The organism is Enterobacter cloacae complex sp. 385G4 (assembly GCF_057320665.1).
The window spans coordinates 1,258,192-1,284,060 of sequence record NZ_JBXWDD010000001.1; the positions used below are offsets into that span (position 1 = coordinate 1,258,192).

22 protein-coding genes and 2 tRNA genes are annotated in these 25,869 nt (G+C 56.8%); 13 read left to right on the forward strand and 11 right to left on the reverse strand.

The features are described from left to right. Positions 1-5 precede the first annotated feature (5 nt). The 4 genes from cheZ to AC2FAJ_RS06280 are packed head-to-tail and all read left to right on the forward strand — an operon-like array spanning position 6 to position 4,305. Positions 6-644, forward strand: coding sequence for a protein phosphatase CheZ (gene cheZ / locus AC2FAJ_RS06265; RefSeq protein WP_041909231.1), 639 nt, complete (start codon positions 6-8; stop codon positions 642-644). A gap of 18 nt (positions 645-662) precedes the next feature. Next, the gene (gene flhB, locus AC2FAJ_RS06270) at positions 663-1,808 is read left to right on the forward strand and encodes a flagellar biosynthesis protein FlhB (protein WP_485453933.1); all 1,146 of its coding nucleotides are present in this window, start codon (positions 663-665) and stop codon (positions 1,806-1,808) included. Next, the gene (gene flhA, locus AC2FAJ_RS06275; protein WP_045629794.1) at positions 1,808-3,901 is read left to right on the forward strand and encodes a flagellar biosynthesis protein FlhA; all 2,094 of its coding nucleotides are present in this window, start codon (positions 1,808-1,810) and stop codon (positions 3,899-3,901) included. Before flhB ends, flhA begins: the two co-directional genes overlap by 1 nt. Continuing rightward, a complete protein-coding gene (locus AC2FAJ_RS06280; RefSeq protein WP_041909225.1) occupies positions 3,898-4,305 on the forward strand; it encodes a flagellar protein FlhE in 408 nt (135 codons plus the stop codon). Before flhA ends, AC2FAJ_RS06280 begins: the two co-directional genes overlap by 4 nt. A gap of 70 nt (positions 4,306-4,375) precedes the next feature. Here the strand turns inward: AC2FAJ_RS06280 and AC2FAJ_RS06285 are convergent, their stop codons facing one another. Then, positions 4,376-5,053, reverse strand: a complete 678-nt coding sequence (locus AC2FAJ_RS06285; protein ID WP_060571660.1) for a class I SAM-dependent methyltransferase — start codon at positions 5,051-5,053, stop codon at positions 4,376-4,378. 315 nt (positions 5,054-5,368) lie between these two features. After that, a complete protein-coding gene (locus AC2FAJ_RS06290; protein WP_051486075.1) occupies positions 5,369-6,574 on the reverse strand; it encodes a conjugal transfer protein TraF in 1,206 nt (401 codons plus the stop codon). A gap of 550 nt (positions 6,575-7,124) precedes the next feature. On the opposite strand from AC2FAJ_RS06290, the gene mtfA reads away from it, so the two are divergent. After that, positions 7,125-7,922 carry a DgsA anti-repressor MtfA gene (gene mtfA / locus AC2FAJ_RS06295; RefSeq protein ID WP_222567025.1) on the forward strand — a complete coding sequence of 266 codons (798 nt, stop codon included), beginning with the start codon at positions 7,125-7,127 and terminating at the stop codon, positions 7,920-7,922. On the opposite strand, the gene AC2FAJ_RS06300 is transcribed toward mtfA, so the two are convergent. Continuing rightward, a complete protein-coding gene (locus AC2FAJ_RS06300) occupies positions 7,919-9,130 on the reverse strand; it encodes an MFS transporter (RefSeq protein ID WP_041909217.1) in 1,212 nt (403 codons plus the stop codon). The genes mtfA and AC2FAJ_RS06300 overlap by 4 nt on opposite strands. A 138-nt stretch (positions 9,131-9,268) precedes the next feature. On the opposite strand from AC2FAJ_RS06300, the gene AC2FAJ_RS06305 reads away from it, so the two are divergent. From AC2FAJ_RS06305 to AC2FAJ_RS06330, 6 genes are all read left to right on the forward strand, one after another. Continuing rightward, a complete protein-coding gene (locus tag AC2FAJ_RS06305; protein ID WP_045629795.1) occupies positions 9,269-11,011 on the forward strand; it encodes an IucA/IucC family protein in 1,743 nt (580 codons plus the stop codon). Beyond that, positions 11,011-11,958, forward strand: a complete 948-nt coding sequence (locus tag AC2FAJ_RS06310) for a GNAT family N-acetyltransferase (RefSeq protein WP_485453992.1) — start codon at positions 11,011-11,013, stop codon at positions 11,956-11,958. Before AC2FAJ_RS06305 ends, AC2FAJ_RS06310 begins: the two co-directional genes overlap by 1 nt. Next, positions 11,955-13,697: an aerobactin synthase IucC gene (gene iucC, locus AC2FAJ_RS06315; RefSeq protein ID WP_485453934.1), complete on the forward strand. Its 1,743-nt coding sequence runs from the start codon at positions 11,955-11,957 to the stop codon at positions 13,695-13,697. The genes AC2FAJ_RS06310 and iucC overlap by 4 nt, the downstream gene beginning before the upstream one ends. Further along, positions 13,694-15,019, forward strand: a complete 1,326-nt coding sequence (locus AC2FAJ_RS06320) for a lysine N(6)-hydroxylase/L-ornithine N(5)-oxygenase family protein (protein WP_485453935.1) — start codon at positions 13,694-13,696, stop codon at positions 15,017-15,019. Before iucC ends, AC2FAJ_RS06320 begins: the two co-directional genes overlap by 4 nt. A 26-nt stretch (positions 15,020-15,045) precedes the next feature. Next, on the forward strand, positions 15,046-17,235 hold the full coding sequence (locus AC2FAJ_RS06325; RefSeq protein ID WP_028013734.1) for a TonB-dependent siderophore receptor: 2,190 nt from the start codon (positions 15,046-15,048) through the stop codon (positions 17,233-17,235). 164 nt (positions 17,236-17,399) lie between these two features. Further along, a tRNA-Asn gene (locus AC2FAJ_RS06330) sits at positions 17,400-17,475 on the forward strand. 54 nt (positions 17,476-17,529) lie between these two features. Here AC2FAJ_RS06330 and AC2FAJ_RS06335 read toward each other — a convergent pair. The 4 genes from AC2FAJ_RS06335 to AC2FAJ_RS06350 all read right to left on the reverse strand — a co-directional run bounded on the left by AC2FAJ_RS06335 (position 17,530) and on the right by AC2FAJ_RS06350 (position 19,794). Further along, positions 17,530-17,862, reverse strand: coding sequence for a type II toxin-antitoxin system PemK/MazF family toxin (locus AC2FAJ_RS06335; protein ID WP_485453936.1), 333 nt, complete (start codon positions 17,860-17,862; stop codon positions 17,530-17,532). After that, on the reverse strand, positions 17,863-18,120 hold the full coding sequence (locus tag AC2FAJ_RS06340; RefSeq protein WP_028013736.1) for an AbrB/MazE/SpoVT family DNA-binding domain-containing protein: 258 nt from the start codon (positions 18,118-18,120) through the stop codon (positions 17,863-17,865). Positions 18,121-18,396: 276 nt separating this feature from the next. Further along, complete coding sequence (locus AC2FAJ_RS06345) at positions 18,397-19,356, reverse strand: quinone oxidoreductase family protein (RefSeq protein WP_319879121.1); 960 nt, start codon at positions 19,354-19,356, stop codon at positions 18,397-18,399. A 48-nt stretch (positions 19,357-19,404) separates the two neighbouring features. After that, positions 19,405-19,794, reverse strand: a complete 390-nt coding sequence (locus AC2FAJ_RS06350) for a RidA family protein (protein ID WP_045629800.1) — start codon at positions 19,792-19,794, stop codon at positions 19,405-19,407. Between the two features lie 141 nt (positions 19,795-19,935). Here AC2FAJ_RS06350 and AC2FAJ_RS06355 point away from each other — a divergent pair, with 141 nt between their 5' ends. Further along, complete coding sequence (locus AC2FAJ_RS06355; protein ID WP_485453937.1) at positions 19,936-20,856, forward strand: LysR family transcriptional regulator; 921 nt, start codon at positions 19,936-19,938, stop codon at positions 20,854-20,856. Between the two features lie 160 nt (positions 20,857-21,016). On the opposite strand, the gene AC2FAJ_RS06360 is transcribed toward AC2FAJ_RS06355, so the two are convergent. The 3 genes from AC2FAJ_RS06360 to nac form a co-directional block, all read right to left on the reverse strand. Beyond that, the gene (locus AC2FAJ_RS06360) at positions 21,017-22,303 is read right to left on the reverse strand and encodes a hypothetical protein (protein ID WP_485453938.1); all 1,287 of its coding nucleotides are present in this window, start codon (positions 22,301-22,303) and stop codon (positions 21,017-21,019) included. A 161-nt stretch (positions 22,304-22,464) separates the two neighbouring features. Then, positions 22,465-23,415, reverse strand: a complete 951-nt coding sequence (cbl, locus tag AC2FAJ_RS06365; RefSeq protein WP_041909200.1) for an HTH-type transcriptional regulator Cbl — start codon at positions 23,413-23,415, stop codon at positions 22,465-22,467. 96 nt (positions 23,416-23,511) lie between these two features. Continuing rightward, positions 23,512-24,429, reverse strand: a complete 918-nt coding sequence (nac, locus tag AC2FAJ_RS06370; protein ID WP_028013742.1) for a nitrogen assimilation transcriptional regulator NAC — start codon at positions 24,427-24,429, stop codon at positions 23,512-23,514. A 320-nt stretch (positions 24,430-24,749) separates the two neighbouring features. On the opposite strand from nac, the gene AC2FAJ_RS06375 reads away from it, so the two are divergent. Beyond that, positions 24,750-24,825 (forward strand) — tRNA-Asn (locus AC2FAJ_RS06375). 145 nt (positions 24,826-24,970) lie between these two features. Here the strand turns inward: AC2FAJ_RS06375 and ldtA are convergent. Further along, positions 24,971-25,867: a L,D-transpeptidase gene (ldtA, locus tag AC2FAJ_RS06380; RefSeq protein ID WP_045629803.1), complete on the reverse strand. Its 897-nt coding sequence runs from the start codon at positions 25,865-25,867 to the stop codon at positions 24,971-24,973. Positions 25,868-25,869 lie beyond the last annotated feature (2 nt).

The following is a 25,869-nucleotide window of genomic DNA, read 5'->3' on the forward strand; positions in this document are numbered from 1 at the left end:
CCCCTATGAACACCCCGTTAAACATGCAGGCGGATAACGCCACAGAGATTTTCGTTCGCATCGGGCAACTGACCCGCCTGCTGCGCGACAGCATGGCCAACCTCGGTCTGGAACAGGCCATTATGGAAGTGGCGGATGCATTTCCAAACACCCGCGACCGCCTGAACTACGTGGTCGGCAAGACCTCGCAGGCAGCCGACCGCGCGCTGACCAGCGTTGAAGTGGCGCGTCCCCTGCAGGAAGGGCTGAGCGATAGCGCCACCGCGCTGAGCACGCGCTGGGATGCCTGGTTCGAAAATCCGCAGCCGCTGGACGACGCCCGCGAGCTGGTCAAAGCCACCCGTACCTTTCTTCACCAGGTGCCGGAAGTGACCCAGCAAACCAACCGCCAGCTGACCGAAATCATGATGGCGCAGGATTTTCAGGATCTCACCGGGCAGGTGCTGCAGAGCCTGATGCACGTTATTGAGACCGTTGAGAAAGAGCTGATCAGCGTACTGGTGGAAAACATGAGCGAGCGCGATGCGATTGCCGAAACGGGCGATGCGCACCTGAAGAATGGTCCGCAAATCGATACCCGTGCCGAGGGGATCGTCGCTTCTCAGGAGCAGGTGGACGATCTGCTGGAGTCTCTCGGCTTCTAATCCCGCCGGGCGAAAGGTATGTCAGAACAAAACGACAGCGAAAAAACAGAAGACCCCACCCCCCACCGAAAGCAAAAAGCGCGTGAAGAGGGACAGGTTCCGCGATCGCGCGAGCTGACGAGCCTCCTCATGCTGCTGGCAGGCTGGGGGTTAATCATGGGCGCGGGGAGCTGGCTGGCAAAACAGCTGCAGCGCCTGCTGCATAACGGTTTGACGTTTGATCGGCTGTTAGTCAGCGACCCGCAGCAGATGCTGCATCACGCCGCATCGCTGCTGGGGATCGCCTTCCTGGCGCTGCTGCCGTTCGTCGGCGGGCTGTTTCTCACCGCCGTCGCCACGCCGTCGCTCATTGGCGGCCTGAACATGAGCGCCAAAGCGCTGAAATTTAACCTGAAGAAGCTCAATCCGCTGAGCGGCATCAAGCGCCTGTTTTCCGGGCAAATGGTGTCGGAGATGGTGAAGAGCATTCTGAAGGTCACGCTGGCTGCGGTCGGCGGCGGGCTGTTCCTGTGGTTTAACAAAGCGAAGTTTATCAGCCTGATGTTTGAACCGCTCGGCATGGCGCTTAGCGATATCAGCGCCCTGCTGCTGGGCTGCATGCTGGCCATTATTTTATCGCTGATCCCGATGGTGGCGTTCGACGTGGTTTACCAGCTCTGGAGCAACTTTAAAAAGCTGCGCATGAGCCTGAAGGAAATCAAAGACGAATTCAAAAACCAGGAAGGCGACCCGCTGATTAAAAGTAAGGTTCGCCAGCTGCAGCGTCAGATGGCGCAGCAGCGAATGATGAGCGATGTCCCCACCGCCGACGTGGTGGTGAATAACCCGACCCACTATTCGGTCGCCCTGAAGTATCAGGACGGCGCCATGGGCGCGCCGATGGTGGTTGCCAGCGGCAGCGGATTAATTGCCCTGCGCATCCGCGAGCTGGCCGAAGAGAACCGGGTCCCCATGCTTGAGGCGCCGCCGCTGGCGCGCGCCCTGTATCGCCATTGTGACCCCGGCACACCGGTTCCCGCCGAGCTGTACAGTGCGGTGGCGGAAGTGCTGGCCTGGGTTTATGGCCTTAAGCGCTGGCGTAAAGGCTATGGCTTACGTCCGCTGACACCTAAAGATCTTCCCGTTCCCACGGGGATGGATTTTGCACAAGAGAGTAGAGAGTGATGGCCAATATCGCCACCAAATTACGATTACCCAACATGAAGGAAACCCAGTGGCAGGTGCTGGCCGGGCCGGTGCTGATCATGACCATCCTGGCGATGATGATCCTGCCGCTGCCGACCTTTGTGCTGGACCTGCTGTTTACCTTCAACATCGTGCTGTCGATCATGATTTTGCTGGTCGCCATGTTTACCCAAAATACGCTGGAGTTTTCGGCGTTTCCGACGGTGCTGCTGTTCTCCACCCTGCTGCGTCTGGCGCTGAACGTGGCCTCCACGCGCGTGATCCTGATGAACGGCCATACCGGCTCGGACGCGGCGGGTCAGGTAGTGGAGGCCTTTGGTCACTTCCTGGTCGGCGGAAATTTCGCCATCGGGATTATCGTCTTCGTCATCCTGATCATTATTAACTTTATGGTGATCACCAAGGGGGCGGGGCGTATTGCGGAAGTGGGCGCGCGTTTCTCCCTCGACGGCATGCCGGGCAAGCAGATGGCAATAGATGCCGACCTGAATGCCGGACTTATTGGCGAAGAAGAGGCAAAACGCCGCCGTAAAGAGGTGACGCAGGAAGCCGATTTCTACGGATCGATGGACGGTGCCAGTAAGTTTGTGCGCGGCGATGCCATCGCCGGACTGCTGATTATGGCGATCAATATTATCGGTGGTCTGGTGATCGGCGTGATGCAGCACGACATGTCAGCGGGCGTGGCCGGGGAAACCTATACCCTGCTGACCATCGGTGACGGTCTGGTGGCGCAGATCCCGGGGCTGGTGATTTCTACCGCCGCCGGTGTGGTGGTCACCCGCGTCGCCAACGATCAGGATGTGGGCGAGCAGATGGTGGGCCAGCTGTTTACCTCTCCACGCGTGATTGTCCTGGCGGCGGGCGTGATTGGTCTGCTGGGTCTGATCCCCGGCATGCCAAATTTTGTTTTCCTGCTGTTTACTGTCGCCCTGCTGGGCGTCGCCTGGTGGCTGCGCGGTCGCGAAGGCGATGTGAAGAAGAGCGGTGGCGTGCAGGCCGATACCGATGCGGCGGAGGCCGAGGTCACGCCAATCAACGAGGCAACCTGGTCTGATGTTCAAATGGAAGATACGCTCGGCCTGGAAGTGGGCTACCGCCTGATCCCAATGGTGGATCATGAGCAACAGGGCCAGCTGTTGACCCGGGTGCGCGGTATTCGTAAGAAGTTCGCCCAGCAGATGGGTTTTCTTCCCCCTGCCGTGCATATTCGTGACAACCTGGATCTGGCTCCGACGCACTACCGCATCCTGCTTAAAGGGGTCACGATTGGTTCAGGCGACGTTCAGCCGGACCGCTGGATGGCAATCAACCCCGGCTGTGCAGAGGGTGAAGTTCCGGGTACACCGTGCACCGAGCCCACCTTTGGGCTGCCTGCCCTGTGGATTGACGAAGTTCACCGTGAACTGGCGCAGACGCTGGGCTACACGGTGGTTGACCCGAGTTCAGTGGTGGCAACGCATCTTAACCACCTTATCAGCACCCATACCGAAGAGCTGTTTGGCCGCCAGGAGGCGCAGCAGTTGCTCGATCAGATCACCAAACAGTCACCAAAACTGGTGGAGGATTTGATCCCGGCGGTTATCAGCCTGACCACCCTGCATAAGGTGCTGCAGAACCTGCTTGCCGAGCGTGTGCCGATCCGTGATATGCGGACCATCATCGATACGCTGGCAGAGTTTGCCACCGCCCAGAGCGATGCCGACGAGCTGACCACCCGCGTGCGCGTGCGTCTTTCCCGCGCCATTACTCAACAGTGGTTCCCGGGCGACGGGGATATTCAGCTGATTGGGCTGGATTTGTCGCTGGAGCAACTTCTGGTACAGGCAACCCAGAGCGGTAGCGCCATCGAACCGGGCATTGCGGAAAACCTGATGAAGCAGACCGAACAGGCGCTGCAGCATCAGGAGGGATTAGGCGCACCGCCAGTGCTGCTGGTCAATCCGGCCCTGCGTCTGATGCTGTCCCGCTACCTGCGTCGTATTTTCCCGCAGATGGCAGTGCTGTCCAGCCAGGAGATCAATACCTCGCGCAACGTGCGGATGACGTATCTGATTGGAGGAAAAGGATGAGGAAATTTGGGCTCGGGCTAATTCTGGCCTCGCCGTTGGCGATAGCGGCTGACGGCTCCTGGAGCAACCAGAGCTTTGGCGGCACAATTACGCGCGAGAATCAGACGCTCAAAAGCAAACCTGTACAAAGCCCCTCTCCCCTGTCTCCGGGCACGGTGGCGACACGCGTATACTGGAAAATTAACACCAGCGGCCCGACGCCAGCCGGGTTTCGGATCCGACTGTGCAGTGCGACGCGCTGTCTGAAACTGCCAGGATTAGCAGGTGAGATGGCTTTGTTTGCAGATATTCCCGCTGGTGGGCCTTTTCGGTTTGAATATGCCTCGCCCAAAGGGGGTACATTCAACTTTCCTCTGACCGTGATGAGCAATCAAATGACGGTGAGTTATTCCTCTCAACATTGAAAAAAGGCTTTGCCGGGATGCCGGCAAAGCCTTAAACGTATATATCTCTGGAAAGCGTATCTGCTAAAAATTAATCCACCAACTCAGGATTAGCTCGCTTTCTTTCCGCCTTAAAGAGCGCAATTTTTCCTTCCACTGTAATCTCCACCTCGTGAAAAGCGTCTGAAAGAATAGACCGTAAATTCCCCACGGTGTCGTTGCGGTTAGAAAAGATACCTTTTTTATTATAAACAGCCATAAGTTTGCGCCCAAAGGCATTATGGTTGACATCATCGCCCAGAATGGTTGCCCCATATAAACAGCCCTCTTTCGTTAACGCAGCGGCAGCATGGCGGATAACGACTGCCTTATCCTGCATTTCTCCAGGCAGACAGTGGAGAAGATAAAACATTGAAAGGGAATCAAACCGATCGTGCAAGTGAGTGGGATAAGGGTTGAAGACATCGTGCTGAATAGACGCTATGATGTTGTCTTTGCCAGCTCGTCTGCTCGCCGCACTGAGGCTTGAAGTATTTAGATCCATCAGCGAAACATTGCAAATATCCGGTATTGTCTTCAGATAGAACCCCGTTCCCACGCCGACGTCCAGATGATTACTTTTCATATTATTTCTGAAATGAGGAATAAGATAACGCTCTGTCGAGCATTTCCATGCGTACTGATTTGATATGCGTAGCACCCACCAGTCATACAATTTCAGTGTTAGCGGGGTATAAACTTTTATTCCATCGTGGGTTTTATTCATCATCTGAATCGCCTGAAGCATAAAATAAGAGAGAAAGGTCAGTCAGGATGACACAAATGCGATATCTTTCAACACCTCAATCACTCAATAAGATCGCACTATTGACGACATTTAATATCATTCCATACAAACCTATATCTGAAAATTTTCTTTAGTTTTCTTTACGAAATAGCAGAGGTTGTCATTACCCTGCAAAAAATTGCTCTAACCGATGCTGTATCAGCATTTCACCTGCCCCGGACGGCTTAACGTGTTCAACAGGTATAGAAAAAGACCCCTTACGTGCTGAAGGGGTCTTTCTTCATATCCTGACGGTGTTCAGAAACGGAACGTAAACTGCGCAATACCGCCAAGAGTACGGGTTCGTCCTGCCATTGCCGTTAAATCAAACTGCATTGATTCCCCGGCTGAAAGGCCCACCCCACCCGTCACAATGCGGTGATCGTTACCACGCATGTCCACGCGATATCCAGCCCGTAGCTGCATCCAGTCGGTGGCCCGGAATTCGCCACCAAACGCCGCATACTGGTTTTTATCCGCATACTGGAAATCACTCACGGGTGTCAGATCGATATCGGTACTCAGGGTAACACGTTCTGTCGTCCATGCTGTCCCTGCCGTAACCTGAGGGCGAATGATAAACGCGGGCTGATAGCCGTTAATTTCCCGCGTTTTCACTTTATTCTCGAAGAGATTTTGTGCAGAGAGCGCAACCATCCACTCGGGAGTCAATGCGGCAAAAAAACCCGCATCAATATTGGCGCTCATGGTCTGGTGCTGCCAGTTCCCGTCACGCAGATCGGAAGAGTCATAATTATTGATGGCGACGTTATAATTCCAGGTTTCAATGCGCTGGATCTTCGGTGTGATCCCCACCCCGACCCGGGTGTCGCCAATCGAAAATGGATGGGCAATGGAAACACCGTATTCCGTCACCAGGGCCGCCATACCTTCCGCGCGAGACGTTAATTTATCAAGATCGTCTTTGCCCGGAATGATGGTGCCATTCGCCACACCGTCCAGATAATCCAGGTCAGCCTGGCTGATTAACGCACGCGCATGGCCTTTGGCCCAGCTGTTCACGGACAGCGCGATCGGAAGAGAATCATCCGGCACCGCCAGCATCATACTCAAACCGAGGTTCGCATTGGCCTTTTCGCCAGCGAGCCCGGAAACGACCTCCGCCAGTTTACCTGCCGCCTCCGCTTCGTTACCGCTGCCAAGGGCGTTTTCCAGATTATCCCACGCCGTGGTGACGTCATCGAACCCGTCAATCAGGTTTGCCGAATCGCTGGCCTGCGCGCCAATCGACGGCGCAATCAGGCTTAAACGATCTTCTCCGCGCGAGGTGGCAAGCAATGCCGGATTGGTTAAGGGAGCCGCACCAAAGTGCGCAGACGCCACGCCTACGCCCCCCATCGCGGTGCTACGGGCATCGAACCCATTTGTCGATGCGCTGGCGTAAGGCGCCAACACAACAACCCCTGCAGTAATCAGATAATATGTGCGTAATTTATATTTCATCATTCCGGATAGCATATTTATGCCCAGGTGCTGGGCTAGTGGAGTAATAACCTAATTGCTATGGTAGCAATGAGTTCATTATTTCAATTTTGAAATAATGCATCACTAGTGCGCGCTCATTACCGTAATGAAATATTGCCTTCCCGTGGAGGTTCTCCCCAGAGAATATAAGGTGCTTAAGCAATCCCAGCATTTTGCTGACAAGCAGATCTCCGCATTGGAAAAAACGCTATTCGCTTATTCATTTTTTGCTTTTCCACTTATTTGACTCGACGGATTAAAGTGACTTCGGCGGAAGGCGCATTTTCTGAAATTTTTATCTTTGACGATGCCAACAGGACAGGGCTGCGCATACCCGATCTTGCCTATGGGAGTTTTGTCACTGAAACAAAACGGCATAAATGTTTGAATAGCGGCCAGGAGAGGGGCCTGGAACGTGCGGAACATTCCCCTCTGCTCCGTTTTATTGTTGCCTTCATGCCGGGTTCTTTGGCATGTTAACAGCACATCACCTTTCCATTTTGTTCACGTGCGAGTAACGAGCAAAGCGATGATTAAGTGGCCCTGGAAAACGAACGAAGCTGGTCGAAATATGGCGCTGCCCTGGGATGAGGCGCTGGCGATCCCCGTGCTGGCGAATCTCTTGCCTGAAGAGCAATCAAAGCTGGTTCAACTGGCCGAGCGTTTTTTGCAGCAAAAACGCCTGGTGCCGCTGCAGGGGTTCGAGCTGGATCCGCTGAAAAACGCCCGCATCGCCCTGCTTTTCTGCCTGCCGGTGCTGGAGCTCGGCATTGAGTGGCTGGACGGTTTTCATGAAGTGCTGATTTATCCTGCACCGTTCGTCGTCGATGACGAGTGGGAGGATGATATCGGGCTGGTACACAACCAGCGGGTGGTGCAGTCCGGGCAAAGCTGGCAGCAGGGGCCAATTATCCTCAACTGGCTCGACATTCAGGACTCGTTCGACGCCTCAGGCTTTAATCTGATTATTCACGAGGTGGCGCATAAGCTTGATACCCGCAACGGCGATCGCGCCAGCGGCGTGCCTTTTATTCCGCTACGTGAAGTCGCAGGATGGGAGCACGATCTGCACGCGGCGATGGATAACATCCAGGATGAGATCGATCTGGTGGGCGAAAGCGCGGCCAGCATTGATGCCTATGCGGCAACTGACCCCGCCGAGTGCTTTGCGGTGCTCTCGGAGTACTTCTTCAGCGCCCCCGAACTCTTCGCGCCCCGTTTCCCGGCGCTGTGGCAGCGTTTCAGCCAGTTTTATCAGCAGGATCCGCTCCAGCGCCTGCGGCAAAATGAGGGCGCAGGCGGCCCTTCATCCCACCACGTACATTAATTTTTTTCGACAGGGGTACGCTCGGTTAACCGTACCCCGATGCTCAGCGCTAAAAACAGCGCCGCCACGCCAAAGGCCGCCGTCGTTAAATACTGTTCGCCGAAAAAGCGCGTCACAACGGGCACCAGCAGCGCGCTGACGCCATAGCCCAGCGTGTGGCTGGTCGCAATAGCGCCCGCCCCCTTCCCCGTGGTCAGGCGATCGTTCAGCAGCAGCTGATAGCCCGGCGTTGCCATTGCCGCGCCGAGCGAAGTGATAGCAATCCCCACATAGAACAGCGCCAGTTCGGCGATACACATTAGCGCCAGCCCAGCCACCATCAGCACCGCCGCCATGCAAAGCAGGGTCAGCGGGCTGAAATGCTGCGGACGAACCACCAGGAACTGCGCCGCGAGCGTAGCCAGCGCGGCCAGGCTCAGCAGGAGCGCAACATGATGGCTGATATCCCGGGCGTTGCCGTCCAGCAAGGGGCTGAGGTGCGGTGACAGGCCGAGCTGCATCAGGCTCACCAGCGCCGCCAGCAGCATCGCCAGCAGCAGGAACGGCAGCATGGACATCTGCAGACGGGTCGCCTGGTGTGCCACCGGCGGCAGCGGCGGATCCGCCACCTCGCGCAGCACCAGCAGCAGAGCGATTAACGGCGCGATCGCCATCAGCCAGAGCGGCGCGACCGGGTTAACGCTGAGCATCAGCGCCGCCAGCGGAGGCCCCAGCAGGCGGCCGCAGCTGAGGCCGGAACTGATGGTTGCCAGCGCCGCCATGCGTTTATCCAGGCCCGCACGCTGAATGGCCCACGTCTGCGCGGCAGGCACCATGCCCGACACCGTCAGGCCATACAGCAGACGCGAGAGGATCAGCCCCGCCAGCCCCCAGGTGCTTTCCAGCCTCCCTGCCGCCATCGCCCAGACCACCAGCGCCATGACGCCAAAGCTGGCGAGATAGCCGCTGAGGGAGGCCACCATAACGACCTTACAGCCGCGGCGCTCGCTCTGGCGTCCCCACCAGGGGGACGCGGGTAAAAAAAGCATGGAGCCGAACATCAGCAGCCCGGCCCAGACCGAGAGTGAAAGTCCGGTCAGGGTCACCAGCTGCGGAAGCATGACCAGCAAACCGTTTTGCCCGATGCCCAGCAGGCCCGCGCAGAGCGCCAGGGGCCAGTTGGCTTTGGAGGTGATGTTTTCGGTCAACGTTTCAGAATCAGCGCGCATGAGAATGTGAACATAGTGTCAATAAATGTGTGGAAATTATGAAGTTAATGAAAACAAATATTGCAAAAATAGTTGCGACTGTAAACAGAATGAATATCATAACGAGAATTATTATCAGTCATGGAATGAGGTACATCTATGCGTGCTCTGCCCCGCTCTGCCGGTACAGACGTTGCAGCCCAGTGTTTTTTAAACGCCCTGTTACGCGAAACGAAGGACTGGCGCTATCTCCCCGCAGCTGCAGCGGATGAGTTAGCGCACATTCATATTCCACTCTCTTCCTCCCAGGCCCTTCGGGTTCCGGTACGCTATTTCTCCCCAACCCAGCACCATCAGTACCGTTTCCCGGCAACGCTTATTCAGAGCGATAGCGACAGTGGTGACGCCGTCACCTTCACTCAACTGATTGATTTAATTCTTGAAAAACCCTCAGTAAAAGGCTCACTGGATGCCGATACGCTGACGCGTTTTAAACAGCGCGCGCTGGAAAGCCATACCCATACCTGGCAGGCGATTGATTTGCGCCACGGCTGGGCAACGCTGCGAGACAAGCCGCTGACGTTTGCCGAAGCGGAACAGGCGCTGCTGGTGGGCCACGCGTTTCACCCAGCGCCAAAATCCCACGAGCCGTTCAACGAAACCGAGGCGCGCCGGTATCTGCCGGATTTCGGCTCCCGCTTCCCGCTGCGCTGGTTTGCCGTTGAGAGCACGCTCGTTGCCGGCGACAGCCTGAACGTCTCTCTGCGCGAGCGTCTGCTGCGCTTCGCCGCCCAGAGCGCGCCCGATCTGCTCGGCCACTTCACCGACACCCGCTGGTTGCTGCCGATGCATCCGTGGCAGGCCGACTATCTGCTGGAGCAGGACTGGTGTCAGCGTCTGGCGGCAAACGGTTCATTACAGGACCTGGGTGAAGCGGGCGCACAGTGGCTGCCCACCAGCTCCTCACGCTCGTTGTACAGCGAAACCAACAGCGACATGATTAAATTCTCCCTCAGCGTGCGCCTGACCAACTCCGTGCGCACGCTGTCGGTCAAAGAGGTTAAGCGCGGTATGCGCCTGGCGCGGCTGGCGAAAACAGAACGCTGGCAAGATTTACAGGCCCGCTACCCGACCATGCGCGTGATGCAGGAAGACGGCTGGGCGGGACTGCGTGATGAAAGCGGCGTCGTTCAGGAAGAGAGCCTGATGGCCCTGCGCGTTAACCTGCTGTTCGATACGCCAGACACCCAGACCAACGTGCTGGTCAGCCTGACCCAGGCCGCGCCTGACGGCGGTGACAGCCTGCTGGCCGCAGCGGTGCGCCGTCTTAGCCAGCGTCTGGATTTACCGCTCGCCCAGGCCGCCCGCTGCTGGCTGGACGCCTACTGCGACCGCGTGTTGCTTCCGCTGTTCAGCGCCGAGGCGGACTACGGTCTGGTGCTGCTGGCGCACCAGCAAAATATCCTCGTTGAGATGCAGCAGGATTTCCCCGTCGGGCTGATCTACCGCGACTGCCAGGGCAGCGCCTGGACCGAAGGGGCCGACGCGTGGCTGAAAGAGGCGGGCGAAACCGACGTGGAAAACCGTTTCGGTGAAAGCCAGCTGCTGCGCTACTTCCCTTATTACCTGCTGCTCAACTCCACCCTTGCGGTCACCGCCGCTCTCGCCGCCGCCGGTTTCGACAGCGAAGAGCACCTGATGTCCCGCGTGCGTGACGCGCTGGCCGGGCTGCGCACGACGGCGAAGCAGACCCGCTGCCTCGACTACGTGCTCGACAGCCCGACCTGGAACTGCAAAGGCAACTTCTTCTGCTACCTGCACGATCGCAATGAGAACACCATCGTCGATCCGGCGGTGATCTATTTCGACTTTAGCAACCCGTTTTACAAGGAGAAGGCGTGATGGCCATCGCGAATATCGTCCATTCCGGCTACGGCTTTCGCTGCACCGCAACGGAACAAAACCTGCCGCTGACGCTGGGTCTTGACGGCAGCGCGGTGCTGGAGCGCCTGACCGGGATCCCGGCCGGCTGGCTGGTGGAAGCCCTCGATCAGCTGTTTGTTGCCGCGCCGGCCCTGACCGGCATTACCCTGCCGTGGGCGGACTGGCAGGATGAACCCCAGGCGCAGGCGCTGTTTAGCCAGGCCCACGGGGATTATCTGGCGCGTGCAACCTTCTGGCAGCTGCCGCTGTGGCTGCAAGGCGAACGTCCGCAGGCAAGCGGCGGGATGCAGTTTGATGAGAGCCGCCAGCTGTACTTCCCGCTGCGTCCTCGTCGCCCGCAGGGCGAGGTATATCGCCGTTACGATCCGCAAATCAAGCGCACTTTGAGCTTCCGCGTGGCGGACGTGGCGCTGGACGGCGAGCGTTTCACTCAATGGATGAATAACCCGCGCGTGAACGCCTTCTGGGAGATGGCAGGCCCGCAGGCCGAGCAGGAAAACTACCTGCGCCGCCAGCTTGACTCGACCTACTGCTACCCGGTTATCGGCTGCTTCGACGAGCAGCCGTTTGGCTATTTTGAACTCTACTGGGCGGCAGAAGACCGCATTGGCCGCCACTACCGCTGGCAGCCGTTTGACCGCGGGCTGCACATGCTGGTGGGCGAAGAAAACTGGCGCGGCGCGCAGTATATCCGCAGCTGGCTGCGCGGCCTGAGCCACTATCTGTATCTCGATGAACCGCGCACCGCGCGCATCGTGGCCGAGCCGCGCTTCGACAACCAGCGCCTGTTCCGCCATCTGGCCTCCGCCGGTTTCGACACGGTGAAAGAGTTCGACTTCCCGCACAAGCGCTCGCGCCTCATCATGAGCCAGCGTCACCGCTTCTTCAGCGAGGTGGGACTGTGAACGCGCTCTGGCAGAAAGTGAACCGCGAGATGGTGGCGAAGATCCTCGCGGAGCTGGAATACGAACGCACCCTGCGCGCTGAGCCCGTTTCATCGGACGGCTGGCGCATCGCCATGGGCAACGAGTGCTGGCAGTTTCGCGCCGCGCGCGGGATCTGGGGCTGGCTGCATATCGACCCGGACAGCCTGATCGCCGCCAGCGGCGCCGCCGTGGAAGCGGAAAGCGCGCTGCTGCAGCTGGCGACGGTGCTGGAGATGAGCGACGCGCAAACGGCGGAGCACATGGAAGATCTCTACGCCACGCTGCGCGGCGACATGCAGCTGCTGCAGGCGCGTGAAGCGCTGGACGCGGACGCGCTGATCCACCTCGACCCGGACGAATTACAGTGTCTGATGAGCGGCCACCCGAAGTTTATTTTCAACAAAGGCCGCCGCGGCTGGGGTCTGGACGCGCTGCGCCAGTACGCGCCGGAATACCGCGGGCGCTTCCGCCTGCACTGGGTCGCCGTCCAGCGTGAACATCTGGTCTGGAGCAGCGACGCCGATTGCGACACTCACGCTCTGCTGGCCAGCACCATGGACGATGCCGAGCGCGCCCGGTTTGACGCTCGCTGGCAGGCGCTGGGTCTCGACGACGGCTGGCTGCCCGTGCCGCTGCACCCGTGGCAGTGGCAGCAAAAAATTGCCATTCATTTTCTTGCACAGCTGGCGCGCGGTGAAATGGTTGAGCTGGGCGAGTTTGGAGATGAGTATCTTGCCCAGCAGTCCCTGCGCACGCTCACCAACGCCAGCCGCCGCGCGCCGTATGACATCAAGCTGCCGCTGACCATCTACAACACCTCCTGCTATCGCGGCATTCCGGGCAAGTATATTGCCGCCGGGCCTCTGGCTTCGCGCTGGCTGCAGCAGCAGTTCGCCGCTGACGCCACGCTGATCCGCTCTGGCGCGCAGGTGCTGGGCGAACCCGCCGCCGGGTATCTGTCGCATCCGGGCTACGCGGCGCTGCCGAAAGCGCCCTACCGCTACCAGGAGATGCTGGGCGTGATCTGGCGCGAGAACCCATCCTGCTATTTACAGGACGGCGAACAGGCGGTGCTGATGGCGGCGCTAATGGAAACCGACAACGCCGGACGTCCGCTGATCGACGCGTGGATCACGCGCTCGGGGTTAAGCGCCGACGCGTGGCTGGAAAAGCTGTTTGAGGCAACGGTGATCCCGTTCTACCACCTGCTCTGCCGCTACGGCGTGGCGCTGATTGCCCACGGCCAGAACGTGACGCTGGTGATGAAGGACTACGTCCCGCAGCGCATCCTGCTGAAGGATTTCCAGGGCGATATGCGCCTGGTGGACGAGGATTTCCCGCAGGCGCAGAGCCTGCCGGAGCAGGTAAAAGCGGTGACGGCGCGCCTGAGCGCGGATTACATCATTCACGACCTGCAGACCGGCAACTTTGTGACGGTGCTGCGCTTTATTTCGCGCCTCACGCTGCAAAGCGGCGTGAGCGAAAACCGCTTCTATCAGATCCTCGTCGGGGTGCTGCACCGCTATATGGCCGCGCACCCGGAGCTTGCGGAGCGCTTTGCGAAATTCGATCTGTTTAAGCCGCAGATTATTCGCGTGATCCTCAACCCGGTCAAACTGACCTTCTCCGAACACGACGGCGGCAGCCGCATGCTGCCGAACTACGTTACCGATCTTGATAACCCTCTTTTTCTGGCCTCCCGGGAGTCCGCGCAATGAAAACCTATGATTTCATCGGCATTGGTATTGGCCCGTTTAACCTCAGCGTCGCCGCCCTCGCAGAAGGTCTGGACGGCTTTAGCTCGCTGTTCCTTGAGCGTAAACCGCACTTCTCATGGCACCCGGGCATGATGGTGCCGGACTGCCACATGCAGACCAGCTTCCTGAAGGATCTGGTCAGCGCCGTGGACCCGACCAACCGCCACAGTTTTCTGAACTACCTGGTGCAGCGCAAAAAGTTCTACCGCTTCCTGACCACCGAGCAGCGCACGGTTTCCCGCGAAGAGTTTGCGGACTACCTGTGCTGGGCGGCGGATAACCTCACCAACCTCGCCTTCAGCCAGCAGGTTCAGCAGGTGAGCTTTGATGAGCAACGCGGTCTGTTTGAGGTCGTGACCCAGCGCGACCGCTTCCTGGCGCGCCACGTCTGCGTGGGGATTGGCAAACAGATCAACCTGCCGGACTGCGTCACGGCGCAGGACGATACCTGCTTCCACGCCAGCGAGATGATGCTGCGCACGCCGGATCTCGCCGGCAAGCGCGTCACCGTTGTCGGCGGCGGCCAGAGCGGCGCCGACCTGTTCCTGAATATTTTCCGTGGCGAATGGGGCCAGCCGCTCAGCCTGAACTGGGTCTCGCGCCGCAACAACTACAACGCGCTGGATGAAGCCGCCTTTGCTAACGAGTATTTCACGCCGGAGTACGTGGACAGCTTCTCCACGCTCGGTGAAGAGGCGCGTCGTCAGATGCTGCACGAGCAGAAGATGACCTCCGACGGCATCACCACCGAGTCCCTGCTGGCGATTTACCGCGCCATGTATCACCGCTTCGAAGTGCTGCGTGAAAAACCCTGGGCGCACCTGATGCCGTCCCGCTCGGTGACGGCCCTGACGCGCCAGGAAACCGGACATCGCCTGAGCATTCAGCATCACCTCGACGGCGGCCACGAGCAGCTGGAGAGCGACGTGGTGATTTTCGCCACCGGCTACCGCGCCGTGCAGCCCGCGTTCCTTGCGCCGCTGTCTCACCGCCTGCATCTGGATGCGGACGAAGCGTTCTGCATTAACAACGATTTCACCCTCGAATGGGACGGTCCGCAGAGCAACCGCCTGTTCGCCGTGAACGCCGGGATGCACCGTCTCGGCATTGCCGAACCCCAGCTCAGCCTGATGGCCTGGCGCGCGGCGCGAATTCTGAATCGCGCACATGCCGACGAGCCGTTTGAACTGGCCACCACCCCTGGCGTTATCCACTGGCGGAGCACCACCAGCCCGGAGAGCAGCCAGGTTTTAAAATCGTTAGCAAAAACCACTGAGTACTGACACACACAATCAGGATCAACATAACAATGAAACGTTCTCATCTTTGGGTTTTAAATCCTTGCTTGCTTGCAATGCTTTCTACCTCTGCGTGGGCGGAAGAACAAAAGGAAGAAAATATCGTGGTCTCTGCCAGCCGCGCGCACCGCAGCGTGGCCGAGATGGCGCAGACCACCTGGGTCATTGAACGCTCTGAGATCGAGCAGCAGGTTCAGGGCGGGAAAGAGATTAAAGAGGTGCTGGCGCAGCTGATCCCGGGTATGGACGTCAGCAGCCAGGGGCGAACCAACTACGGCATGAACCTGCGCGGCCGCTCCATGATGGTGATGGTGGACGGCGTGCGCCTGAACTCGTCCCGCAGCGACAGCCGCCAGCTCGACTCCATCGACCCGTTCAACATTGACCGCATCGAAGTCATCTCCGGCGCCACGTCACTGTACGGCGGCGGCAGCACCGGCGGCCTGGTGAACATCGTCACCAAAAAGGGCCAGCCGGAGACCGAAGTTGAGTTCCAGACCGGAGCAAAAAGCGGGTTTAACAGCCACAATGACCACGATGAGAACGTGTCGGCTGCGGTCAGCGGCGGCAACGACAACGCCTCCGGCCGTCTGTCGGTGTCGTATCAGCGCTACGGCGGCTGGTATGACGGCAACGGCGACGAGGTGATCATCGACAACACCCAGACCGGCCTACAGTATTCCGACCGTATTGATGTGATGGGAACAGGCACTCTCAACATCGACGATCACCAGCAGCTGCAGCTCACTACCCAGTACTACAAGAGCGAATCCGACGGCAAGCATGGGCTGTATCTCGGGAAGAACTTCTCGGCGGTAACGGGCGATGCCACCGCGTACAACAAGGATAATCTCGACTCTGACCGCGTGCCGGGCACCGAGCGCCATCTGATTAACCTGCAGTACTCTAATACTGATTTCTGGGGCCAGGATCTGGTCGCGCAGATTTACTACCGTGACGAGAGCCTGACCTACTACCCGTTCCCGACCCTGACCAAAGGCGTGGTGAGCAGCATCGGCGCGTCGCAGCAGAAAACCGATTTTTACGGCGGCAAGCTGACGCTGAACAGCAAGCCGGTGGACGATTTGACGCTGACCTGGGGTGTCGATGCCGACCACGAAACGTTCGATGCCAACCAGCAGTTCTTTGACCTGAGCAAAGCGGCGGCGAGCGGCGGCATGGAGCTGGACAACGCCTACAACGTGGGCCGTTATCCGGGCTACAGCATCACCAACCTCGCTCCGTTCCTGCAGGCGAGCTACGACATTGACGCCATCACCCTGAGCGGCGGCGTGCGCTACCAGTACACCGAAAACAAGGTGGATGATTTTGTTGGCTACGCCCAGCAGCAAGCCATCGCCACCGGGAAAGCCACCTCCGCCGACGCGGTGCCGGGCGGGAAAACCGATTACAACAACTTCCTGTTTAACGCGGGGATCCTCGGTCGTCTGACCGAACAGCAGCAACTGTGGTTTAACTTCTCCCAGGGCTTTGAAATTCCTGACCTGGCGAAGTACTACGGCTCCGGCACCTACCAACTCAGCAACGGCCACTATCGCCTGCTGAACAGCGTGAACGTCAACGACTCAACGCTGGACGGCATCAAGGTCAACGCCTACGAGCTGGGCTGGCGCTTCACCGGCGACAACCTGCGCACGCAGGTCGCGGCGTATTACTCGCTCTCGGATAAAACCATCACCATCAACAAGACGGATATGACCATCAACCTGGAAGACGACAAGCGTCGTATCTACGGGATTGAAGGCCAGGTGGACTATTTCTTCACCGACAGCGACTGGAGCACCGGCGCGAACTTTAACGCCATCAAGTCTGAAACCCGCGAAAACGGGAAGTGGGAGAAGCTGACGGTCGACAGCGCCAGCCCGTCGAAAGCCAGCGCATGGGTGAACTGGGCGCCGGGCGACTGGACCCTGCGCGTGCAGAGCACGCAGACCTTTGACGTGTCTGACGCTGACGGCAAGAAGATCGATGGCTATAACACGGTCGATTTCCTGGGCAGCTACGCCCTGCCGGTGGGGAAAGTCAGCTTCAGCGTGGAAAACCTGCTGGACAAAGACTACACCACCGCCTGGGGCCAGCGCGCGCCGGGGCTGTATAGCCCAACCTACGGTGCACCGGGCCTGTACACCTACAAAGGCCGCGGACGTACGTTTGGTCTGAACTACTCCGTGCTGTTCTGATCCTTCGCGCCGCCTGCGGGCGGCGCATTTCGTTGAGTAATTTCAACGCGAATTTGCTATAAAATCAGCGATTTGCTGAAATAGTCGGCAAACGAACAAAAAGCGCGTTTTCACCCTTTGACAAGGCGTACCGAGGTCGATAATATGCGCCTCGTTCACACGATTCCTCTGTAGTTCAGTCGGTAGAACGGCGGACTGTTAATCCGTATGTCACTGGTTCGAGTCCAGTCAGAGGAGCCAAATTTGAAAAGCCTGCTTTTAAAGCAGGCTTTTTGCTTTTCTGCGTCTCTGATGCTAACTCAGAATTGCATCCAGCCTGGCAAGCACTTCATTTATAACAGCATCAGGTATGCGTTCCAGCCGCATGCCGTTTCGGGCAGCCATATCAATAGTTCTGGGCTGGTCGCAGCGAATAACGCCCATCGTTTTTGTCCCCGCCCCTTCCAGTGAAACGGTGAAACCTGCCGTGCGAGCAAAATTACCGCCGCTGGTGACGGGAACCACTACCGGTAGCCGGGTCAGCTTGTTAAACGATGCCTTCGATACGACGAGTACCAGACGTTTTCCACTTTGCTCGTGGCCTGCATTCGGATCCAGTGAAACAAGCCAGATTTCCCCTCTGTCCATTTACAGGATCTCCTTTCCTACCGCAGTCGCATCAATCCATTCCCGATCCTCTTCACTCATTTCAGCGTGCGGATCGCACTGCGCCAGCAGCTCCTCAAGCGAATAATGAGGCCGTTTTTGGGGTTCAATGATCAGGCAGCCATTGTTAATGGTCATGCCGACTTCGCTGTCCGTCGACAGCTCCAGCGTTTTCAACACGGCGGGAGGAACCGCCAACATGATGGATCCGCCGACCTTTTTCAGGCGAGTTTTATACATAGCGCACCTCCTAATATTATATTTTAATATAACATTTATGCCAGGAGATGCGCAGTTATTCATCAGATTCATGGTGATTTCCTTTTCGTAATTAAGTGGGCAGAGAGCCGTTATCCATCGAAGGGCAGCGCTGGTGGGAACGAATTGCGTCACTAAGAAGGCTGATAATAAAAAACTGTTTTTACGGTTAAAAGAATTATGGCGGATCGGATAAACGAAATGCGAGGCGGCTTCCGCATCGGGAGCATTGTAGGAGCCAGGCTAAGGTCCACCCCCTCATGGCTTCATAACAATACGGCCAAGCGGTTTCGCTGTCTCGGCGTATTCATGGGCCGCGGCGGCGTCAGCCAGGGGGAAGATGCGGTCAATGACAACCCTGATGCGCCCTGCCGCTACAGCCTGCAACATCTCGTCCACGCTTGCCCGAACCTCGGGCCTTTCAAAAAGGGGGCCCATGAATACCCCCTTGAGCGTCTGGTTAGACTGCATTGCCGGCCATAAGTCGGCTGTCAGGCTGCCACCGCCCGCATTACCGACGAAAACGAGACGCCCTTCCGGCGCGAGTGCAGAAAGCGACGCAGGCAACGTCGTCCCTACCGGATCGATGACGAGGTTAACACCGGTGCCACGAGTGACCTGTCGGACACTCTCCACGACGTTATTCTCTACACGATCCACAACATGATCGGCCCCCAGTTCCAGCAACCGGTTTTTTCGCTGCGTTCCGCTTGCCACGGCGATGACCGTCGCGCCAGCTTGTGAGGCAAGCTGAACGGCAGCGAGCCCCACGCCACCCGCTGCTGCCTGAATCAGAACGGTTTCTCCGTGCCGGAGCATGCCTCGTGTGAAGAGGCAGTGATATGCTGTTCCAAAGGAGATCGGTACCACCGCCGCTTCTGCTGCATCCACTCCGTCAGGTATAAGCCAGGTTCGTTCCGCAGGCACAGCCCAACGTTCCGCATGCGATCCCTGCATGCTAAAAGCAGTCACTCTGTCTCCAACCTTGCGGCTACGGACTTTCGACCCGACGGCAACCACCGTCCCCGCGGCCGCGTAGCCAACAATCCATGAAGGAAAAGGCGGCGGTGTTGAACGTCGGTTGATCAGATCTCCCCCTTCAATCGAGATAGCCTCGACAGAAATCAGCACATCGTCAGGCCCTGCGACCGGATCCGGAACATCGACATACTGCAGGACGCCGGGAGCGCCTTCCACGTCATAAACCGCTGCCTTCATAAATTTTCCTCTGACTTGCCTTTTGACCGTCGGAAAGATCCGTAACGCTCAGGGTAGCCTGGCAATCACTTTTATCTCAAACTGGAATCCGTACAGCCACGTCACTCCGATCCCGGTCAAGGTTGGGTAAGGTGCTTCCCCCCAGTATTCTGGCAGGACACTCCAGATAGCGTCGAGGTTTGACTCGGGATCGACAACAAAAAGGGTAACGTCAACCACGTCATCGAACGTGCAGCCCGCAGCCGTGAGAACAGCATTAAGGTTATCAAACGCCAGACGGATCTGCGCTTTAATATCCTCTTCAGGCGAACCATCTTCCCGGCTACCCACCTGCCCCGAAACAAACAAGAAGCCATCAGATTTGATGGCGGGTGAATAGCGATTGCGCTCATAGAGCGCCTGGCGCCCGAAGGGAAAAACGGCTTCGCGTGTTGTCATATTTGTACCTTTGTAATGGGGCGAACTCTGCCCGGTGAACGTAAAGAGACTTTACAGCTGCTGAAGCAGAGGGATAAACAGGCGACTTTGTCCATCATTGTTTGTAATATCCAAACAATCGGTGAAAAGAGAGGACATGGGATGGATCGTTTTGATGCGATGCGCGCCTTTGCTCGCGTGGTGGAGGCAGGCAGCTTCACAAAGGCTGCCCAAACGCTCCATATGAGCAAAACCACGGTGACGCAGCTTATTCAGCAGCTGGAAGCGCGCCTGCGCGTCAAGCTGCTCCATCGCACCACCCGCAGGCTCGGCGTCACTCCCGATGGCGCGGTCTACTACGAGCGCGTTATCCGCCTGCTGGCGGACATGGAAGATGCAGAAAACAGCCTGTCCAGTGCGGCGATGACGCCCAGGGGACGCCTAAGGGTGGATGTGCCCACTCCTCTCGCCCGCCTTGTGCTGGTGCCCGCGCTACCGGCTTTTCACGCGCGCTACCCTGATATCCAGTTTGACATGGGCGTAAGTGACCGGGTGGTGGATCTGATCGGCGACAACGTGGATTGCGTCCTGCGGGGTGGCGAAATCAATGACCAGTCACTAATCGCACGCCATGTTGGCGATTTGCAAATCGGTGTTTACGTTGCACCGAGTTATGTGGAACGCCTCGGCGCCCCCGCGCATCCGCGAGAGCTGGAAAACACGGACCATCGCATCGTGGGATTCTTGTCCTCACGCACCGGTAAGATTGATCCTCTGGTGCTGCACGGTGAGAGTGAACGTATTGAAATTACGGGCAACTATGTGCTTGCTGTGGATGATGGCAATGCTTACCTCGAAGCTGGGCTAGCGGGATTGGGCGTGATTGCGCTGCCGGTCTATATGGCGGCAGCATATCAGGCTCGCGGTGCCTTGATTCCGCTATTTGAACGCTGGCGTATCGCTCCAATGCCCCTGTACCTGGCATTCCCGCCTAACCGCCATGTCAACGCTAAACTGCGCGTTTTTATTGACTGGATTGTTGAGTTGATGCAGCAGCATGTCCCTACTTCTACCATTAAGTGACTACATCTATTCGCTCATCACCGCCGATTGGTGGTCATTCAGGCGGTTTTGACAGAAAGGGAAATATTTATTTGTCTGTTACTGGCAAAGTCGAACCCATTCAGAGGAGCCATTTTTGAAAAGCCTGCTTTTGAAGCCGGCTTTTTGCATCTGTGATCCACTAATAGTTACCAAGCGGATTCTTTTCACAGGCAATACCGCAAATGCCCTCAAGTTCGGCTTCGAGTGTTTTAACCAACGATTGAAGATAGTCTGGCCCTTCCTGATACTGGCGACGTTGTAACTGGTATTCTTCGGTAGAGAGCAAAGTTAATCGTTCTTTGACTCGCTCACCGCATGACGCTATCTCTTCAATAAAATCAACATCATAAAATGGAAGAATTTCTTTAGTTTTGTTATTAAAAACGATGACTTTGACGCTATGAGCATCCAGAACTTCAATGAATTTTTTATCACAGGTTAAGATTGCGGGAAAAAAGAATGCCGCGTTTTTATCAATATTTAAGGTAATAACAAATTCGAGAAAGCGCTGATGGCGTAGATCCCAGGCCATACCTCTAACGTACTCCCAAAATCCCGCCGTATTACGGTTCACTTTGTGAAAAAAGGCTTCCTTAGAACCATTTTCAAAAAAACGCTTAGCGAGCAAAATCTCTCTAATGCCAAAGAAATGGGCTTCATTGTGAGTAAATTCTAGCAGTTCGAGTAATTTTTCCTGCACCTGCTTAGCACTTGTTTTTGGGTTCCGCAGGTGAATCGCGCACATTTTTAACACATATACATATAAGCGATTATAGTCACGAGCCAGCTCTTCCATTAGCGACTTATTTATAAACTCATAATTTTTACGTGCCATATATTGCTGCGTTTTAGCTATAATTTCCTGTTCAGACACATTAAATTTTAACTGCCTATGCTGCTGCCAAGCCGCAACATCCAGGTTGCGTAACATCTCATAAGCTCGAATGCGTTCGAAGATGTTTTCCTGTTTATTGAGATCGCTAAAATTACAAAGATTTTCGAGTTCATACAGCAAAGGATCAACATTGACTTCCTCTCTGGCGATGAAGTCAAAAATTTCTTCAAAATCATCGGGAAGTCGCGATCTTTGCCCTTCAAAGAAAGGCTTAAGATAACTTAATACCTGCGTATCGAGCGAGATAGAATAGTCGATGGGAAATGTAACGCGGTTACCAGAGATAAACATTTCTCTGAATATGTCTGATGTAAGAATAAACACATGCGGCGTTTTGAATAAGCTACGCACGGCAGAACCACTGCTGAAGTTCCTGTTAACCGATAAGCCCGGAGTCGCACCTTTCTCCGCTGCAAAAATGAAGGTATAATCGTCAAGATAGTGGTAATAGAGTGCATATTGTTGAACAGCTGCCTCAAGATTTCCTGATTGGCAGATATCATAAATAAAATCATGAATAACATTTGCCATTGTGCCCTCCCGGCATCGACCTAGCCTCCATTTTTAACACGCCTAAGCTTTTGCTATCAATATTCAGTATTTATTCCTGCATGCATACTTCATAAAATTTATGCCGCGATACTTACGCACCGGGCATAAACGATAACATACTGCTTGTCTAAGTTGGATTATTAAATTTGATAATCAATCGCCACTTCTTCCGGCTCCATGACCTGGCGTTTGATCTCGTCCACCGACAGCCCGGCATTGCACAGCTCGATAAAGCGCCACACATAGTTGCGCTGCAGCTGCCCGCGCTTCAGGCCCAGCCATACGGTGTTGGCGTCAAACAGATGACGCGTGTCAAGACGCACCAGGTTCCCGTCTTCGCGTTCGCCGCTGGACTGTTCCGCCACCAGGCCAATGCCCAGCCCCAGCTCGACGTAGGTTTTGATCACGTCAGAGTCCTGCGCGCTCAGCACGATGTCCGGCGTTAACCCTTTACGGTTGAAGGCCTCGTCTATGCGCGAGCGTCCGGTGATCCCCTGGCGGTAGGTAATCAGCGGCCATTTCGCAATGTCTTCCAGCGTCAGGGGAGAGACCTGATTCAGCGGATGATCGACCGGAAGCAATAAGCTGTGGTACCAGCGGAACCAGGGGAACGCCACCAGCAGCGGGTCGTTGCTCAACCGCTCGCTGGCAATGCCGATATCTGCCCCACCGTTTTGCAGCAGCCCTTCAATTTCCTGTGGCGTGCCCTGGATAAGCTCCAGACGGACGTCAGGGAAAAGTTCGCGGAAGGCTTTGATCACCGGCGGCAGGCTGTAGCGCGCCTGGGTGTGGGTGGTGGCGATGGTGAGCACGCCGGAGGCATCGTTGGTGAAGAGATCCGCCAGGCGACGCACGTTGCTGGCTTCGTTGAGGATCCGCTCCGCGATGGTGAGCAATGCTTTACCCGGCTCCGTCATGCCGAGCAGCCGCTTGCCGCGACGAATAAAGATCTCTATGCCCAGCTCCTCTTCCAGCTCGCGGATATGGCGGCTGACGCCGGACTGAGAGGTATAAAGCATATTGGCGACCTCGGTCAGGTTGTAGTCCCGCCTGGCCGCCTCACGGATAATTTTAAGTTGCTGGAAATTCACGATTCACTCCGGCGCATCTGACATAGCTCTATTGTTAGAGTCAGCCGAGCTGCAGAACAAATAATAAAAACCAGCATCTTATGCTTTTATGGAATATCAGCTCACGAGCTGGAGCTCACGGTTCTCAAGCGACGGCTTGCTGACCAGCGACATTAAAATCTCTTTTACCGCCTGCGCCTGCGGCGAAAGCGAGCCGCGAGCGGACATGTTCAGCGACAGCGGCAGGCTCATCGAAGGCGTGGTGATCCGCGCCATCCAGCCGTTTGCCGCACCGCACAGCGAGCGCGCGGCGGATTCCGGCAGTACGGTGACGCCCATTCCGCTGGCAATGGCTGCGGTCAGCGTGGAGATTGAGTCGATTTCGCCGATGATTTTGGCCGTCAGGCGGCGCAGGGAGAACGCTTCGTCCACACGCACGCGCACGGCGCTGTAGTCGCGCGGCAGATAGAGGTTCATCTCTGCCACGGCGGTAAGATCGACGCTCTGGCCCGGACAGTCGCGGGTGCCCACGAGGTAGAGATCTTCCTTGAGCAGCGGCTGGCTGGTGATCCCGGCAACCGGGGAGCGATCGTAAAGGACCGCCATGTCCAGCTGGCCGTTGAGCAGCTTGTCATTCAGTACAGAACCACTGTTTTCATGCAGATAGACCAGCACTTCCGGCAGCTCGGCGCGCACGGCCTGCAGAAGCGGCATGGTGATAGAGGACGCCGCCGTTCCCGGCGCCAGCCCGATAGAAACGTGCCCGCTCAGGGTCTGGCCCACGTTGTTCACCGCCAGCTGCGCCTGTTCACACTGACGCAGGATAGTGCGGGCATGGGTATACAGGATCTTGCCTGCTTCCGTTGGCGTGACGCCGCGTTTGGTGCGGATCAGTAACTGCTGATCCATCTCGCCTTCCAGAGTAGCCACCTGCTGGCTCAGCGCAGGCTGCGCGATGTGCAGCACTTCTGCCGCTTGAGTCAGGCTGCCGATATCGACGATTTTTACGAAGTATTTCAGTCGTCTTAAGTTCATTTTGCCCCCTGTTCGAAATGCATTGCCGGAACCGGCTGTCGTTGTTGAACAGGTTTTGCAATATGAATGCCACTTTTATCGTGCGGTCTGAATTGTTCGCTAACCGCCTGAAAATAAGGAAACCTAATCATGGAGGGGTGATTTATTACTGAAACAGCAGTTTACGATCTGCCCCATTAGAGGTATATCCGCACCATTACGGTGCATTCCGCTGTCAAAAACATCATTTTGCCGATTTTGTCAGCAAACGATCAAAAGGCATTGATCCACCCTTTGACAAGGCGAACGCAGGTCGATAATATGCGCCCCGTTCACACGATTCCTCTGTAGTTCAGTCGGTAGAACGGCGGACTGTTAATCCGTATGTCACTGGTTCGAGTCCAGTCAGAGGAGCCAAATTTGAAAAGCCTGCTTTTAAAGCAGGCTTTTTGCTTTTCTGCGCAAGGTAAATACAAAACGGCAACTAGGTTGCCGTTTTTAGTGTGTTCCCCCTCTCCCGTGGGAGAGGGTTGGGGTGAGGGCACCAGCCCGCACTATGCCCTCACATGCCGATTTTAACCGGCATCCCCGACCGCCGTTCCAGTTCAGCGCCCGCCCCCTCGTTTATCAACTGTGTCTGCTGTGCGGCGGAGATGGGCAGAGGCACTTTCCGGCTCGATTCAAATTCCGCCCGGTTACGCGACAGCGGTTCGTGAACCTCCACCCAGCGGCTGCCGTCCGGCTCCGTGGTCACCTTAACGGGCCGATCGATAAGCTGCACGCGGGTGCCCACGGGGACGTTATCAAAAAGATATTTAATGTCGTTGTTACGCAGACGAATACAGCCCTGGCTCACCCGCAGCCCAATGCCGAAATTGGAGTTTGTGCCGTGTATGGCATATAGCCTGCCGATATATATCGCATACAGCCCCATCGGGTTATCCGGCCCGGCGGGCACGAAGGCGGGCAGCGTTTTCCCCTCTGCCGCATAGGCACGACGCGTGTTCGGCGTAGGTGACCAGGTGGGGTCCTCCTGCTTGCGCTCAACCGCCGTGACCCAGTTACGCGGGGTTTCGCGACCGGCCTGACCAATGCCGATGGGCAATACTTCGACGGTATTGCTGCCCGGTGGATAATAGTAAAGACGCATTTCCGCCACGTTAACGACAATCCCCTCGCGCACGGTGTCGGGTAAAATCAGCTGCTGAGGAATGACCAGCCGGGTGCCGGATTTGGGCAAAAAAGGATCCACGCCCGGGTTCGCTTCCAGCATATTGCTGAGCCCCAGCCCGTGCTGTGCAGCAAAGGCCTCAAGCGGTAATGTATTGCGCTCGGGAACGGTGATGGTAATCGGGGTTCCCACCAGCCGACTGCCTTCCGGCGGTAAGGTATAGGTTACGGCAAACGCGCCGGGTACAGCGGCACACAGCGTAAGGACGAACCAGGTAAATCGCATCATAA